We start from the raw sequence: 14,779 nt of genomic DNA, 5'->3' as shown, positions 1-14,779 counted from the left end.
GCAGGGCGAAGTTTTTCCTGGGATGCTTTGGCCCATGGGTTAATTTGCGGAGATCCATACCCTGCATTTTCTATGAGAAAGAGAGTGGGTGCAGGTGAGTACTTTAACTGGATGGACGCGCCAGGTTCCGCAGGTCTGGGAAGAAATACAAAGGACAGGCCAATACAGTGTGAGAGAAGAGTATATACAGTCAAAAAATGATACGATTGCAGATTATTATATCCGGCTGTACCGCTGGTATACCCAGAAGAGCCGCAGCTATATCCATATCCCCCCAGAGGAGGAGTACCCTGTGTGGTTCTCCCTCTCTGAAGGGTTCCGCTTGCAGAAAGTTCCGGATACGGTTATACTAAAGGTGGAGATTCCAATAGAGAAGGCGCTTATTATTGATATAGAAATGTGGGAGTACCGCGGGAATATGATGTATGTGCCTGTGGATAAACAAGACAGGAATGCCTTTGAAAAGGAACTGGCCCGTTATGGCATCGGGGATGAGACTGCCCTGGCAGAATCTGCCAAGGGAAATTACTATCCTCTGCTGAAAAAGAAAATCATAGACAGCTGGGAACGTTTGTTTACTATGCCCTGCAAGGATCCGGAAAAAAGCTACGCCACAACCTGGGGGATTCAGAGGGAGTGGGTAAAGGAGGTAATATCCGATGAATAGCGGGAAAAGGGTACACATGTGGACTGGGCAGGACGGACGTGTTATGGAGACATTGGCCCGCTCAGGCAGATATGCTGTTAAACAGGCATTTATTGAGGAGAAGTACCAGGATACTGCATGGATTTTTAAAGAGGCTTATCAATTTTTGGCATCCTGTGCCCAGGAAAGGATTTCAAGGCCGCCTGATGCACAGAGTCCGGTTTGGGTCTATAAATGTGTCCAGAATATCCACGGAGGGGCGGGACTTTATTATCTGCAGCTTGCCATACCTGAAGATCAGATCCTCATCTTTGACATCAGAAAATGGAACCGGGTTCTGAACCTGAATTTTATAGGAGAAACAAGGGAAGAGGAAGAAGAGTTCCAGAGAAGGCTGGAAAGAAAGGGAATTAAAGATTCGGTCTCTGTGTTTACTTCCCCCTTCTATCCTGTGGAAAAGCAAGAAATTAAGAAAAGCTGGAACAAACTGCTGGAAATGCCGGCAGAAGAAGAAATGTACGTGCAGGGCATGACTTGGGAGATCAGGCAGGAATGGATTGAGAAAACCATCACATAAAAAATAAATATGGGGGCAGGAAGGTAACTGGTGTGCCTCCTGGTCTTCAAAACCAGTGTTGGGCGTTTGTAGCGTCCTGGGTGGGTTCGATTCCCACATGCCTCCGCCAAAAGAGAATACAATTCCAAGACCTTTAAGCAATGTTAAATCATGTGGCTTAAAGGTTTTTATGCGTCATCTTTTTCAGATAATATAGTTTTAATTCTTTGATAAATCTTATCTTTTTCCAGATTAATCTCTCCTGGCTGGCTGATATAATCAGCGAAAAAGTCAGGTGTCTCTTCAAAGAAACGTTCTTGGGCATCTTCCGGCAGATCGGCAATATATTCTTCATAAAACTGAAAGTCATCCATAAAAATAAATTCCAAGAACCTTTTATGTTGTTCTAAAGTCATCCGTGTAATCATATTGAATCACCCCTTATAACAATTATAGTCTTTATATAGATTATAGTCAATTAAAAGACGCCATACTATCCTATAAACAGGAGGCGACGAAAATGATTGATTATAGTCCTTTCTGGCTGACGCTGCAGAATTCAGAAGAAACTACGTACACTTTAATCCACAAACATCATATATCTGGCTCAACATTGGACAGGCTGAGGAAAAATCTGCCTTTAAGTACAGTCACGATCAATGATTTGTGCAGGATACTGGATTGTGACATCTCAGATATTGCACGGTACATCCGATCGGACGATGAACAGAAATTATAAATATGCTGTATATACGAGGGAAAGAGATGCGGGAGGCATGGCTTTCCTATTTTATTTCCGCGGGCAACGGGCCAGGGGGTGCCCTGTGGGTATACCTTGCTGGACGGAGTCCGCCCGTCCGAAGGACATGTGTCAAGGGGTGCCCTGTGGGTATACCTTGCTGGACGGAGTCCGCCCGTCCGAAGGACATGTGTCAAGGGGTGCCCTGTGGGTATACCTTGCTGGACGGAGTCCGCCCGTCCGAAGGACATGTGTCAAGGGGTGCCCTGTGGGTATACCTTGCTGGACGGAGTCCGCCCGTCCGAAGGACATGTGTCAAGGGGTGCCCTGTGGGTATACCTTGCTGGACGGAGTCCGCCCGTCCGAAGGACATGTGTTAGGGGGTGCCCTTTGGGTATAGATTTATGGATGATATTATGTTGACAGCAAATTGGTATTAATATATAATACCAATTAGAAAGGGATATAACTTTTGCGCGGGAAGGAGGAAGCTATGCGGATTTTTCAGAAAGGCTTTAATTATTCCCAGGATGGGTTTGGGAATAGGCTTGTTTATCATTTGCAGGGGTGCAATATGCATTGCCCCTGGTGTTCCAACCCAGAGGGAATGAAGCAGGAGGGAGTCCTTATGACGGACGAAGAGTGGTTGTTGGACTCTGTCTGTCCCAAACATGCAATCAAGGAGGGAAAATTGGACCGTACCTTTTGTGCCGGCTGCCAGGAAAAGGAATGTGTCACCCAGCATCGGACAAAGGGGATCCGGCTGTCTTATGAAGAAATGAGTGTGGAGTCAATCGTGGATGAGGTTCTGGCAAACAGTCCAATGTTTTATGACAAAGGAGGAGTGACTTTTACAGGGGGCGAGGCCACCATACAGTTAGGGGAACTTCTGTCTGTATGCAAGCTGCTCAGGGAATGCGGCATCCATACGGCCCTGGAGACAAATGGGAGCCACCCTAAGCTTAAGCGGGCATTTCCTTTCGTCAGCCAGCTTATCATGGACTGTAAGCTTTGCGATGAGGAAAAGCATAAAAAGGCGGTTGGGATATCGAACGCGGCAGTGATGGAAAATATACGTCTTGCGGCGGCTGAGCACCCCTGTGTACATATCCGGGTTCCCCTGATTGGCGGCATCAATGACAGCAAAGAAGATATCCGGGAATTTCTGGACTTTTTTCAGGAAATTGGCGGGGGCAACGTAACTTTTGAGATATTGGCGTACCATGAGTTTGGCAGGAAGAAATGGGAACAGTGCGGTTTCAGTTACCAGATGACGGACAGGGCCCATGTGAATGCGGCAGCCGTAAGGAGATTTCAGGATGAGATTGTAAGGCTGGGACTCAAATACATGAGGACATGATTGGAAGGAGAGAGGAGAATGCATACAATGACAGCAATGCAAGTATTGGAAAAGTCACTTACACCAGGACAGATCACAAAGATAGCAAAAAGAAGGTTTCAGGAGGAGAGAAGCATTGACCATCTGGAGGGATGGTTTCTGGCGAAAGAAATAGGAAGGAAATGCGATCAGGAGTATAAAGATGATGCAGACTGTATGAGGGCGGCAAAAACATTATGTGCAGTTGCAGAGGAACTTCCGCTGTGGATTGGTGACTATCATTTGTTTGCAGGCACCCAGGATGACGCCTTTGCCCGCTCCTATGCTTTAATTAATCCGGCCTTTACTGTAGACTCTTTCAGCGGGTACTGCGACCCAGTGGCTGTATTTGGAGATATTGAGCCTACCCGGGAGATATCCAGGGAGAGGATTGAGGCGCTGAAAGAGTACAATGACCATACAGCCTTTGCAGACGCCCTGCGCAGAGCCTATGACATAGCCGGGGACAGTACAAGTGAGGCCGTCTTTTTCATAGAACAGGTGACAGGGCATATGATTCCTGACGTACGGCCTCTCCTGAGAATTGGCGTGGCAGGTGTCAGGGAAGAGATACAAAGTGCCATGGGACGAGAAACAGATGCTGAAAAAAAACTGTATTACCGGGCAATGGACAGGGCCTTGGAGGCTGCCCTGATCCTGGCCAGGAGGTATGCCCATCTGGCCCACGAAAAATGGGAGAAGGCAGATGAGGGTACTAAGCCTGTATTTGCCATGATGGAAAACACCCTAAAAAAGGTGCCCGGGCAGGGAGCGGAAAATCTTTATGAGGCGATCCAGTCATTTCTTTTAATCTGGCAGGCGATGTGCCTGGAGCAGGCGCCCAACCCCTTTGCTTTTTCAGTCGGGAATGCAGACAGAATTTTTGAGCCTTACCGGGCCATGGAGAATACGGGCCAGGAGATGGCGGCTGCGCTGTTTAAGCATATGCTTGTATTTTTTAATGTGGCCGACAGAAGCTGGGCCATATCCCAGAATCTGATAGTGGGAGGGAAATCATCCGGCGGCAGAGACATGACGAACCTCTCTTCTTATGCTCTTTTGGATGCCTATTATGACATGAACCTTCCACAGCCGATCCTCTCGGTGAAGCTCCACAAAAATACGCCTGATCGACTATATAAAAGTCTCGGGAGATTTTTCTTTACTCCCGGCTGCCTGACGCCTTCTATTTTCAATGATGATGCTGTGTTCCAGGTGTTGGAGGAGAAAAGCGGGGTAGATAAGGCGGAGTTGGAGGACTACGCTGTTGCAGGCTGCCAGGAGCCATTGATCATGGGGAAAGACAATGGGAATACGACCAACAGTTGGCTGAATCTGGGAAAAATACTGGAACTCTCTTTAAATAGCGGCGTGTCTGCCCTGACTGGGAGACGGCTGGGAAAAAGTGACGGGGAGATGGGGTTTAAGACCAAGACAGAGGTTCTTAAAAATATCAGGGAGATATTTTACCGCAACTTGGAAGAATATACAGACAAAATGGTGGAGTCTGCCAATGTCGCTTCTGAAGCTATAGGACTTCTTAAGGTTCCTTTCCTGTCAGCAATGATGGGGGGCATCACGAGCGGGGCGGATGTAAGAGATACAAAGCGCCAGGGGACAAAATATAACGGAAGCGGCTGCCTGATCCATGGCCTGTCAGTGGTGGCGGACTCTTTTATTGCCATTGACACGCTGCTTCAGGAAAGGCCCCAGGATGCAGGCCGCCTGATAGAGGCGCTGAGGACAAATTTTGAGAATGACCCGGAAATGCAGCAGTATCTTTTAACTGCCCCTAAATATGGAAATCATATTGCCAGGGCAGACCAGGAGGCGGCTGATATAGCGAACCGTGTCAGCGACCTTATAGCCTCTAAGAAAAATTATTTAGGAAATCCATTCAGGGCCGACTGGTCTACGCCGTCAACACATTTGCTGTATGGGTACTGGGTGGGGGCCACGCCAGACGGAAGAAAGGCCAGGGAACAATTGGGATATGGTATAGACCCATTATATGGGGAGGCCCATCAGGGGTTAGGTTTCCGTATACTTTCCAATATGGGGCTGCCCTTTGAAAAAATGAACGGCGGCTATGCCTCACACTTGGGAATTAACCCCCATTATTTCAGGGGCGCTGATTATGAGGAGAAGGGACTGGAATTTTACAATAAGATTATCAGGCCTCTATTCTATAATCCACATAAGGCCGGTGTATCTCCTTTCTATTTGTATGTAAATGTCACCACTCCTGAGATGCTGCGCAAGGTTCTTGCAGATCCCAAAAAATATGCGCCCAGTGGTGTATATATTATGAGGATACATGGAACTTTTGTAAATTTCCTGGATCTGTCGCCGGATATACAGGAGGATATTATCAAACGCCTGGATCTGGAGTCCACCAGCCTGGAGGCCAGCTGATTGCCAGCCAGAGCGTGCCTGAAAACGGAGATGCAGGAAAGCGAGGCGCCCGGATGGGAATGGGGGCCAACTTACCCTGGCCCATAATAGGCCCGCTGTTTATGAAAAAGGAGAGAAGGATGAAGTACTATATTGGAATTGACCTGGGTACTTCCAGTGTAAAGTCGCTGCTGATGCAGGAGGACGGGACAGTGGTGGGTACCGCACAGGAGGGGTACGATATTGTAAAACATAAACAACAGTATGCGGAGCAGGACATGGATCTGCTCTGCCGGGCTGCGTTTCATACGGTCAGAAGCCTCACAAAAAGGTATCCTTTGGAGGCAGGGAAAGTGAAAGGGATTGGGTATTCCGGGCAGATGCACGGACTTGTCATGACAGATGGTGAAGGGCGGCTTGTGCGGGATGCAATTATCTGGGCGGACCAGCGCTCTGCCGGCGCCGTCCGGGATATATACAAGGTTATACCAGAGGCAGAATATAACAAAGTCACGCGCAATGCCCTGAGTACTGGGTTTTTAGCCAGTTCCCTTGTATGGGTAAAGGAGCAGGAGCCGGCTGTCTATGAAAGAATCAGGAAAGTGATGCTCCCCAAAGATTATCTGAGATTTCAGATGTGCGGGGAAATGGGGACAGATATGTCAGACGCCTCCAGTACAGTGATTTTTGATACTGGGAAAGGGCAGTGGGCCTGGGAGTTTATTGACCGTCTGGGATTGGAGAGAAGTTTTTTTGTGCCCTGCCATGAGGCTTGTGAGACGGCCGGCGAGGTGACGGCGGGATGCGCCGCCCTGACAGGTTTGGAAAAGGGGATACAGGTGGTGTATGGAGGCGGTGACAGCCTCATGCAGGCAGTGGGGAATAATATGGTGTCTCCGGGAGTGCTTTCCTCCAATATTGGGACTGCCAGCCAGCTTGCCTGTGTGCTGGATGAACCACTGTGTGACAGCTTATACAGGACAAACACATTCTGCCATGTAAGAAATGGGCATTGGATGCTTATGGGGGCAAATTTAAGCGGAGGAGTGGCGCTTAAATGGCTGATGAGCCAGATTCTGCACATGGATTCATACGATGAAATGAACGAGTTGGCTGGGAAATCTCCTGCGGGGAGTCAGGGACTCTTGTTTTTACCTTATCTGAGCGGGGAACGCACGCCCCATAATGACCCGGATGCAAAGGGGATTTATATGGGACTGACTCTCAAACACAGCAGAGAGGATCTAATCAGGAGTACAATGGAAGGGGTGGTATTCGGCCTAAAGAATTCCCTGGAGATATTCCAGGCTATGGGAGTGGGATATGAAAAGATTCTTGCCTCCGGGGGCGGGGCAAGGGGCCGCCTTTTCCGGCAGATCCAGGCAGATATGTTTGGCAGGGAAATCTACACAAGCCTTATCACAGAGCAGGCTTGTGTGGGGGCTGCAATAGCGGCAGCTGCAGGCACCGGAGGATATGCATCCCTGGAAGAGGCGTGCGGGGCCATTGTCCGTTTCAGCAGTGAAGTTACAGAACCGGATGCAGAGAGCCAGAAAATATATGCAGAGAGGTTTGAGGTTTACAAGGAGCTGTACCCACGGAATAAAAATCTGTTTATGAAAGGCTGATAATATCAGATATTTCAGAATGGGAGAGAGCCTATTTTAGGAAAAACAGCTTATCTGCTGCAAATACCGCCATATAGGGGGATAGGAATCAGATTGCTGCTTGCATAAAAGGAATTTCAGAAATATAATGGTCAGTATGAGTGAAGAAAATCTTTATTTAAATGTGAAAAACAGAATCTGTGATTTTATTTTCCAGGGCGCCTACGAGGAAGGGGGGCGCATACCGGCAGAACGGCAGCTTGCAGAGCAGTTAGACGTCAGCAGGGTGACGGTGCGCAGGGCCCTGGAACTTCTGGAGCAGGACAGGCTGGTGGTCAGGGAAGTGGGAAGCGGCACCAGGGTCTGCCTGCATAATTATGGAAATATGAGCAGCATGGACATGATTGTGCTGGTGGCGCCGGCGAAAAATCCGTTTTTTGCAGAATTTATCGCACATTTCCAGGAATATGCCCAGAAAGAAAACTCCCTGCTTCTGTATGTGGAAAAACCAGGAAAAGAGTCCCTTGAGAACTGTCTGTACCGCCTGTATGGGCGGGGCCTGCATGACGTGGTCATATGGCTGGAAGATTTGGCGGTGGATCTGGAGAAATTGAAACGCCTGAGGGCCCTGGGGATGAATATGGTGTTTTTTGATACAGACAGAGGATTTCCTTATGCAGACTGCGTGACTCTGGACAATGAAGGGGCCATCCGCGCCTTATATGAAAACCTGAGGGACAAAGGATGTACTGAGATTGCATATGCCGGGTGGGACAGAAAAGATATATATAGTATTGCCAGGAGGGAGAAGGCATACGCCTCTGTATCCGGCCAAAGAGAGGTGTTTTTGCATCTGCCCTGGGGGGAGAGGCAAAAAAGCCATGATATTGTCCTCGCCAGGCTTTCCAGTGGGCCGGAGGGTCTCCCTGACGCTATCATTTGCGGTGACAGGGAGTGTGGAAAGGCTGTTTCCGGCGCCCTGGGAAAGCTTAAGCTCAAGCAGGTACGGGCGGCGGCGGTGGATGGGTTCCCAGAGGCCAGGAGACGGCATGTGACGGTCTGTGCGCAGAACCTGGAGCGGACGGTGGGGGAGATATATGACTGTCTGCGGAGGCAGAGCCGGGAGGGAGAGAAGTGGAAAGCAAGAGTGTATATGATAGAGGGGATCCTTCATCTGCATTGAGGGGCCTTCTCCTAATAAATATTTTTTGCTTTTCATATATGGCCTGGGTTTCCATGTGTTTATTTCAGAGCGGCACATGAGGGCAGATTTAGAAAGTACTTTAATTTTAAAAGGAAAGAGAGGGACAAAAGAGTGGATTATAGTGAAGTGATAAAGAAAGCCGCCTCTTGTATCGGGCCTTACTGCAGGGCCTGTGCTGTCTGTAATGGGAAGGCGTGTAAAAATACCATTCCGGGCCCTGGGGCAAAGGGCAGCGGGGACGTGGCAGTGCGTAATTTTGAGAGTTGGCAGGATATACGCATCAATATGGATACAGTCTGCGGGCAGAAATCCGTGGATACATCTTTCAGCCTGTTTGGCAGACGTTTTGCATATCCGTTTTTTGCCGGCCCGGTCGGCGCCGTAAAGCTGCACTATGGAGATAAGCACACAGACCAGGAATATAATGAAATCCTTATAGAGGGGTGCGCCAAAAATCAGATCGCTGCTTTTACAGGAGATGGAACTGACAGGGAGGTTATGAAGGAGGCCACAAAGGCAGTCAGTAAATTTAATGGCCTGGGGATTCCCACGGTAAAACCATGGGATATGGGAACCATCCGGGAAAAGATAGAATTGGCCAAAAAGTCAGGCGCTTTTGCAGTGGCCATGGACATTGACGCGGCGGGACTGCCATTTTTACAGAACTTAACGCCCCCTGCCGGAAGCAAGTCTGTGGAAGAACTGAGGGAGATTGTGAAAATGGCCGAGGTACCTTTTATTTTAAAAGGAATTATGACCCCTAAGGGGGCCCTAAAGGCAGTGGAGGCTGGAGTCTCGGGCATTGTGGTATCTAACCACGGGGGACGTGTTTTGGATCAGTGCCCTGCAACGGCAGAGGTGCTTGAATCCATTGTAGATGCTGTGGGGGGAAAAATAAAGATTTTAGTGGATGGCGGCATCAGGACTGGGACAGATGTGTTCAAAGCTCTGGCTATGGGAGCGGACGGGGCGCTGATTGCACGTCCATTTGTAACTGCAGTTTACGGAGGCGGCGTAAAAGGGGTGTCTGCCTATGTGCAGAAATTAGGGGCAGAGCTGAAAGATACGATGGCAATGTGCGGTGCATTTAACCTCGGTGAAATACAGAATGATATGGTCTGGAAATAAGTCGGAAATAGTCGGATGATTATTCACTAAAATTTCCTTCTGAAAAAACTGCGTTTTTTGTGAAAGATTTTGTATTGACGATACACATCAGATAGTGGTAGTATTGTTTGTACTGGCACATGATATGGAGTGAAAATCATGTGAGGCATACTAAATATAGAAAAACAGCGGCTGGAAGGGAGTTTTGAGAATGATTCATGTGGTGAAGAAAGATGGTACAAAAGAGGACTTTAATGTGCAGAAAGTGGTGGTGGCTGTGAATAAGTCTGCCTACCGCGCCCTGATTAAGTTTACAGATGAAGAGCTGGATTATATCTGTAAGTTTGTGAAAGAAAAAGTAGAGTCTATGCACATTACGGATATTCCCATTGCAGAGATGCACAATGTGGTGGAAGGCGCTTTAGAGAAGGTAAATCCGGTTGTGGCGAAGAGCTACCGGGATTACCGGAATTATAAGCAGGATTTTGTACAGATGTTAGATGAGGTGTATAAAAAGAGCCAATCCATCATGTATATCGGCGACAAGGAAAACAGCAATACAGACAGCGCTCTTGTGTCCACCAAAAGGAGCCTTATTTTTAATGAGCTGAATAAAGAATTATATAAGAAGTTTTTCCTGACAGTGGAGGAAATACAGGCAATCCGGGAGGGATATATCTATATCCATGATATGTCCGCCAGAAGAGACACAATGAACTGCTGCCTTTTTGACGTGAAGAGTGTTTTGAGCGGCGGTTTTGAGATGGGGAACCTCTGGTACAATGAACCCAAGACCCTGGATACGGCTTTTGATGTAATTGGAGATATTGTCTTAAGTGCGGCCAGCCAGCAGTACGGCGGATTTACAGTGCCCAGCGTGGATGAGATTCTGGAGCCATATGCGGAGAAATCCCACAAAAGGCTCCTGCAGAAATATACAGATCTTGGACTGCCAAGAAAGACGGTAGAAGAGGTTGCCTGGGCAGACCTAGAGAAGGAGATGGAGCAGGGATTCCAGGGATGGGAATATAAATTTAACTCTGTATCCTCAAGCCGCGGCGACTATCCCTTCATAACCGTGACAGCAGGTACCCGGACAAGCCGCTATGGAAAACTGGCCACCATAAAAATGCTGGAAGTACGGCGCAAGGGGCAGGGGAAGGAAGGGCACAGAAAACCAGTCCTGTTTCCGAAGATTGTATTTTTATATGACGAGAACCTGCATGGGCCGGGGAAGCCGCTGGAAGACGTGTTTGAAGCAGGCATTGCATGCTCGAGAAAGACAATGTACCCAGACTGGCTCAGCCTTACCGGGGAAGGTTACGTTCCCAGTATATATAAGAAGTACGGTAAGATTATCAGCCCTATGGGATGCCGGGCATTTTTATCCCCCTGGTATGAGCGCGGCGGCATGGAGCCTGCAGACGAGAAGGATGAACCTGTATTTGTGGGCAGATTTAATGTGGGGGCCATCAGCCTCCACCTGCCCATGATCTATGCCAAAGCACAGCAGGAGGGCAGGGATTTTTATGAGGTTTTGGATTATTATCTGAATCTGATCAGAAAGCTGCACCAGAGAACCTACGACTATTTGGGGGAGATGAAGGCCTCCACCAATCCCCTGGCATACTGTGAGGGAGGGTTCTATGGCGGCCGCTTAGGGTTATATGATAAGATCAAGCCGCTTTTGAAGGCTGCCACCGCCTCTTTTGGCATTACGGCCCTCAATGAACTGCAGCAGCTCCACAACAAAAAGTCTATAGCAGAGGATGGCAGTTTTGCCCTGGAGGCTTTGAGGTACATCAATGACAGAGTGAATGAATTTAAGCAGGAAGATGGGCATCTGTATGCAATTTACGGGACGCCGGCAGAGAATCTGTGCGGCGTGCAGGTACAGCAGTTCCGCAAAAAGTATGGCATTATTGAAAATGTATCTGACAGGGAGTATGTAAGCAACAGTTTCCACTGCCATGTCAGTGAGGAGATCACTCCCATAGAGAAACAGGATTTAGAAGGCCGGTTCTGGAATCTGAGTAATGGGGGAAAGATTCAGTATGTCAAGTATCCTATAAGCTATAATACTGAGGCGGTAAAAGCTCTTGTCAGACGCGCCATGGACAGAGGTTACTATGAAGGGGTGAACCTGTCACTTTCATACTGTGACGATTGTGGGCATGAGGAGCTGGATATGGATGTGTGCCCCAAGTGCGGGAGCACAAACCTGACAAAGATAGACAGGATGAATGGATATCTTTCTTATTCCAGGGTAAAGGGAGACACTAGGCTCAACGATGCCAAGATGGCGGAGATCGCAGAAAGGAAAAGTATGTAGTATGCGGTACCACAATATTACAAAGGACGACATGTTGAATGGTGATGGACTGCGGGTTGTCCTGTGGGTGGCGGGGTGCTCCCACCATTGCCGGGAGTGCCATAACCAGGTCACATGGGATCCAAAAGGGGGAATCCCTTTTGGCCCGGAGGCTAAGCAGGAGATCTTTGAGCAGCTGGAGAAGGACTATATCAGTGGTATTACATACAGCGGGGGCGATCCCCTGTTTGAGGGCAACCGTGCCGCAGTTACAGAGCTGGCAGCGGAGGTGAGAAAGAAGTTCCCTGGCAAGACCCAGTGGCTGTATACAGGATGGGAGTGGGAAGATGTCAAGGAGCTCCCTGCCATACAGTATTTGGACGTGCTGGTGGACGGTAAGTTTGACGCCAGCCTGAAAGATACGCAGTTACACTGGAAGGGAAGCTCTAACCAGAAAGTGATTGATGTACAGGCCAGCCTCAGTCAAAATAAAATTGTGCTGCATAATTCTTAAGCAGGCAGGAAAGGTATATACATGAGAAGAATAGCAAAATTCCACAAAGTTAGCATAGAGCAGTTTTCAAAGGATTGGGAAGATACTTTTGGGGATGGGAAAAGAGAACAGGTTCAGGACATATATGAGGGAATCGTACTGCCAAAAAGGGCCACATCGGGATCCGCAGGCTACGATTTCTATGCGCCTGTCAAGTTGGTTCTTAAACCAGGGGAGACGGTAAAAGTCCCAACCGGAATCCGTGTACAGATGGAGGAAGGATGGGTCCTGAATTGTTATCCCAGGAGTGGGTTGGGGTTTAAATACAGACTGCAGCTGAATAATACGGTTGGTATTATAGACAGCGACTACTTTTACTCTGACAATGAAGGGCATATTTTTTCTAAAATAACCAATGATACTAATGAAGGGAAGACTGTTGAAATCGCCAGAGGCGAAGGGTTTATGCAGGGGATCTTTACTGAGTATGGCATCACAATGGATGATGAAGCCAGTGAAGTAAGAAACGGCGGATTTGGAAGCACCACCAAAAAATAGACGATTTTAAGTTCCCCACCAGGATTTTTTTGTATATTTAAGGAGTATATGGGGATTCTAACCATAGGATATGTATAGCATACACTTTGCAGATAGCATTTGGAGAAAGGACGCACATTCTATGGTTAAGAAAAATACAAAAAAGGTCAGCTCCTATCAGGAGAATATTGAGTATATGGATCAGGCCCTGCCGCTTAAGGAGAGTTTTGATATTATCCGGCGGGATCTGATGATTGGTGGGAAGAAGGCTTCATTTTATTTCATAGACGGGTTTACCAAAGATGAGACAATGCTGAAAATCATGACATCCTTTTTCGGCCTTAAAGAGGATGCTTTGCCGGGGGATGCAACCGCATTTGCCCAGCAGTGTATCCCATATGTTGAGGTGGATATTGTAGGAGATTTTGACCAGGTACTGCGCAATGTCCTTTCAGGCATCACCTGCATGTTTATGGAAGGATACGACGGTGTATGTATCGCCATCGACTGCCGCACTTACCCGGCCAGGGGCGTGGAGGAGCCTGATAAAGACAAATCACTGCGTGGTTCCAGGGATGGGTTTGTGGAGACCATTGTTTTTAATACTGCCCTTATGCGAAGGCGGATTCGAGATCCCCATCTGGTTATGGAAATGGTGGAAGCCGGGCAGACAACCAGGACAGACATAGCAATCTGCTATATGTCGGACCGGGTGGACGATGAATTGCTCAAAAATGTAAAGGGCCGGATTGAAAAACTGGAGCTGGATGATCTGCGTATGACCCAGCAGAGCCTGGCAGATGCCATGTTTAAGCGTAAATGGTTTAATCCATTCCCTAAATTTAAGTTTACAGAGAGGCCGGATACAGCGGCGGCATGCCTGCTGGAAGGGAAGGTTGTCATTATGGTAGATAATTCGCCTTCCGCGATGATTCTGCCTACCTCCATACTGGATATGATAGAGGAGGCGAATGACTATTATTTCCCTACTCTGACAGGGGTATACTTGAAAATATCGAGGACTCTGATCACGATTCTGACAGTATTTCTGACACCAATATTTCTGCTTTTTATGCAGAATATTAACTGGCTTCCAGATATTTTTGCCTTTGTGGCGGTTAAAGATACAGTGAATATCCCCCTGATTTTCCAGCTCTTAATACTGGAACTTTCGATCGACGGACTGCGGCTGGCCGCACTGAACACCCCCAGTATGCTCAGTACACCTTTGAGTGTAATTGCGGGCCTTGTCATGGGAGAGTTTTCTGTCCAGTCAGGGTGGTTTAACTCGGAGGTCATGCTGTACATGGCTTTTGTGGCAGTGGCCAATTATACACAGCCTAATTTTGAGCTTGGGTATGCCTTAAAGTTTATGCGCCTGCTGCTGCTAATCCTTACAGCATGTTTCAACGTAGTAGGATTTGTGGCTGGATGTATTATTATTGTATGTCTGCTGGCCTTTAATAAAACACTGTCAGGCCGCAATTATCTGAATATAAAACTTCAGTAATCTTTTGGCAGAAAGAAGAACAAAGGGCAGATATATCCCAGCCAACGGCTTTCCCATGAGTATATAAAATATGTATTCCCGCAAACAACGGGCCAAGCGGACATGTTTACATGCCCATTTGGCGACTGCCGCGAGGGTCTAATACCCCGATGCTTGCATGGGGGTCTTTGACTGGAAGATGATTAGACATGGTCACAGATGGGGCGGATCAATCAGAGTATAGGAAAGGTACTGGGACAGGCTGGGAAGCCTGTGCGGTACCTTTTCTATTTTGTATACCGGAAAGTGCGGCTATAT

General features: G+C 48.0%; 13 protein-coding genes and 1 tRNA gene. 13 read left to right on the top strand and 1 reads right to left on the bottom strand.

Features of this window, described 5'->3' with window-relative positions; genetic code table 11:
- The first annotated feature begins 94 nt into the window (after window positions 1-94).
- The 3 genes from EFA47_RS09105 (at window position 95) to EFA47_RS09095 (ending at window position 1,332) form a co-directional block, all read left to right on the top strand.
- Window positions 95-667, top strand: coding sequence for a DUF3841 domain-containing protein (locus tag EFA47_RS09105; protein WP_164689961.1), 573 nt, complete (start codon window positions 95-97; stop codon window positions 665-667).
- Window positions 660-1,223, top strand: a complete 564-nt coding sequence (locus EFA47_RS09100; RefSeq protein ID WP_122642987.1) for a DUF3841 domain-containing protein — start codon at window positions 660-662, stop codon at window positions 1,221-1,223. Before EFA47_RS09105 ends, EFA47_RS09100 begins: the two co-directional genes overlap by 8 nt.
- A gap of 11 nt (window positions 1,224-1,234) precedes the next feature.
- Window positions 1,235-1,332: transfer RNA gene (locus EFA47_RS09095), tRNA-Sec, on the top strand.
- A gap of 58 nt (window positions 1,333-1,390) precedes the next feature.
- Here the strand turns inward: EFA47_RS09095 and EFA47_RS09090 are convergent.
- Window positions 1,391-1,630, bottom strand: coding sequence for a hypothetical protein (locus EFA47_RS09090; RefSeq protein WP_235853243.1), 240 nt, complete (start codon window positions 1,628-1,630; stop codon window positions 1,391-1,393).
- A gap of 92 nt (window positions 1,631-1,722) precedes the next feature.
- Between EFA47_RS09090 and EFA47_RS09085 the strand changes: the two genes are divergently transcribed.
- The 10 genes from EFA47_RS09085 to EFA47_RS09040 all read left to right on the top strand — a co-directional run bounded on the left by EFA47_RS09085 (window position 1,723) and on the right by EFA47_RS09040 (window position 14,482).
- A complete protein-coding gene (locus EFA47_RS09085) occupies window positions 1,723-1,941 on the top strand; it encodes a helix-turn-helix domain-containing protein (protein WP_122642986.1) in 219 nt (72 codons plus the stop codon).
- Between the two features lie 493 nt (window positions 1,942-2,434).
- Window positions 2,435-3,301, top strand: coding sequence for a glycyl-radical enzyme activating protein (locus tag EFA47_RS09080; protein WP_122642985.1), 867 nt, complete (start codon window positions 2,435-2,437; stop codon window positions 3,299-3,301).
- A 27-nt stretch (window positions 3,302-3,328) separates the two neighbouring features.
- Entirely contained in the window at window positions 3,329-5,734 is a 2,406-nt protein-coding gene (locus tag EFA47_RS09075; RefSeq protein ID WP_235853242.1) for a pyruvate formate lyase family protein, read from the top strand.
- Between the two features lie 119 nt (window positions 5,735-5,853).
- Window positions 5,854-7,341 (top strand): xylulokinase, encoded by a 1,488-nt coding sequence (gene xylB, locus EFA47_RS09070; RefSeq protein WP_122644480.1) that lies wholly within the window; start codon window positions 5,854-5,856, stop codon window positions 7,339-7,341.
- 127 nt (window positions 7,342-7,468) lie between these two features.
- Window positions 7,469-8,503, top strand: a complete 1,035-nt coding sequence (locus tag EFA47_RS09065; protein ID WP_235853241.1) for a GntR family transcriptional regulator — start codon at window positions 7,469-7,471, stop codon at window positions 8,501-8,503.
- Window positions 8,504-8,635: 132 nt separating this feature from the next.
- Window positions 8,636-9,652, top strand: coding sequence for an alpha-hydroxy-acid oxidizing protein (locus tag EFA47_RS09060; RefSeq protein ID WP_122642984.1), 1,017 nt, complete (start codon window positions 8,636-8,638; stop codon window positions 9,650-9,652).
- Between the two features lie 190 nt (window positions 9,653-9,842).
- Entirely contained in the window at window positions 9,843-11,963 is a 2,121-nt protein-coding gene (gene nrdD, locus EFA47_RS09055; RefSeq protein ID WP_122642983.1) for an anaerobic ribonucleoside-triphosphate reductase, read from the top strand.
- Window position 11,964: 1 nt separating this feature from the next.
- The gene (nrdG, locus tag EFA47_RS09050; protein WP_122642982.1) at window positions 11,965-12,456 is read left to right on the top strand and encodes an anaerobic ribonucleoside-triphosphate reductase activating protein; all 492 of its coding nucleotides are present in this window, start codon (window positions 11,965-11,967) and stop codon (window positions 12,454-12,456) included.
- Between the two features lie 21 nt (window positions 12,457-12,477).
- Entirely contained in the window at window positions 12,478-12,993 is a 516-nt protein-coding gene (locus tag EFA47_RS09045) for a dCTP deaminase/dUTPase family protein (protein WP_122642981.1), read from the top strand.
- Window positions 12,994-13,114: 121 nt separating this feature from the next.
- Window positions 13,115-14,482, top strand: a complete 1,368-nt coding sequence (locus EFA47_RS09040) for a spore germination protein (protein ID WP_122642980.1) — start codon at window positions 13,115-13,117, stop codon at window positions 14,480-14,482.
- Window positions 14,483-14,779 lie beyond the last annotated feature (297 nt).

Source organism: Luxibacter massiliensis (genome assembly GCF_900604355.1).
Taxonomy (GTDB): Bacteria; Bacillota; Clostridia; order Lachnospirales; family Lachnospiraceae; genus Luxibacter; species Luxibacter massiliensis.
This window is presented reverse-complemented; position numbering and strand designations above follow the sequence as displayed.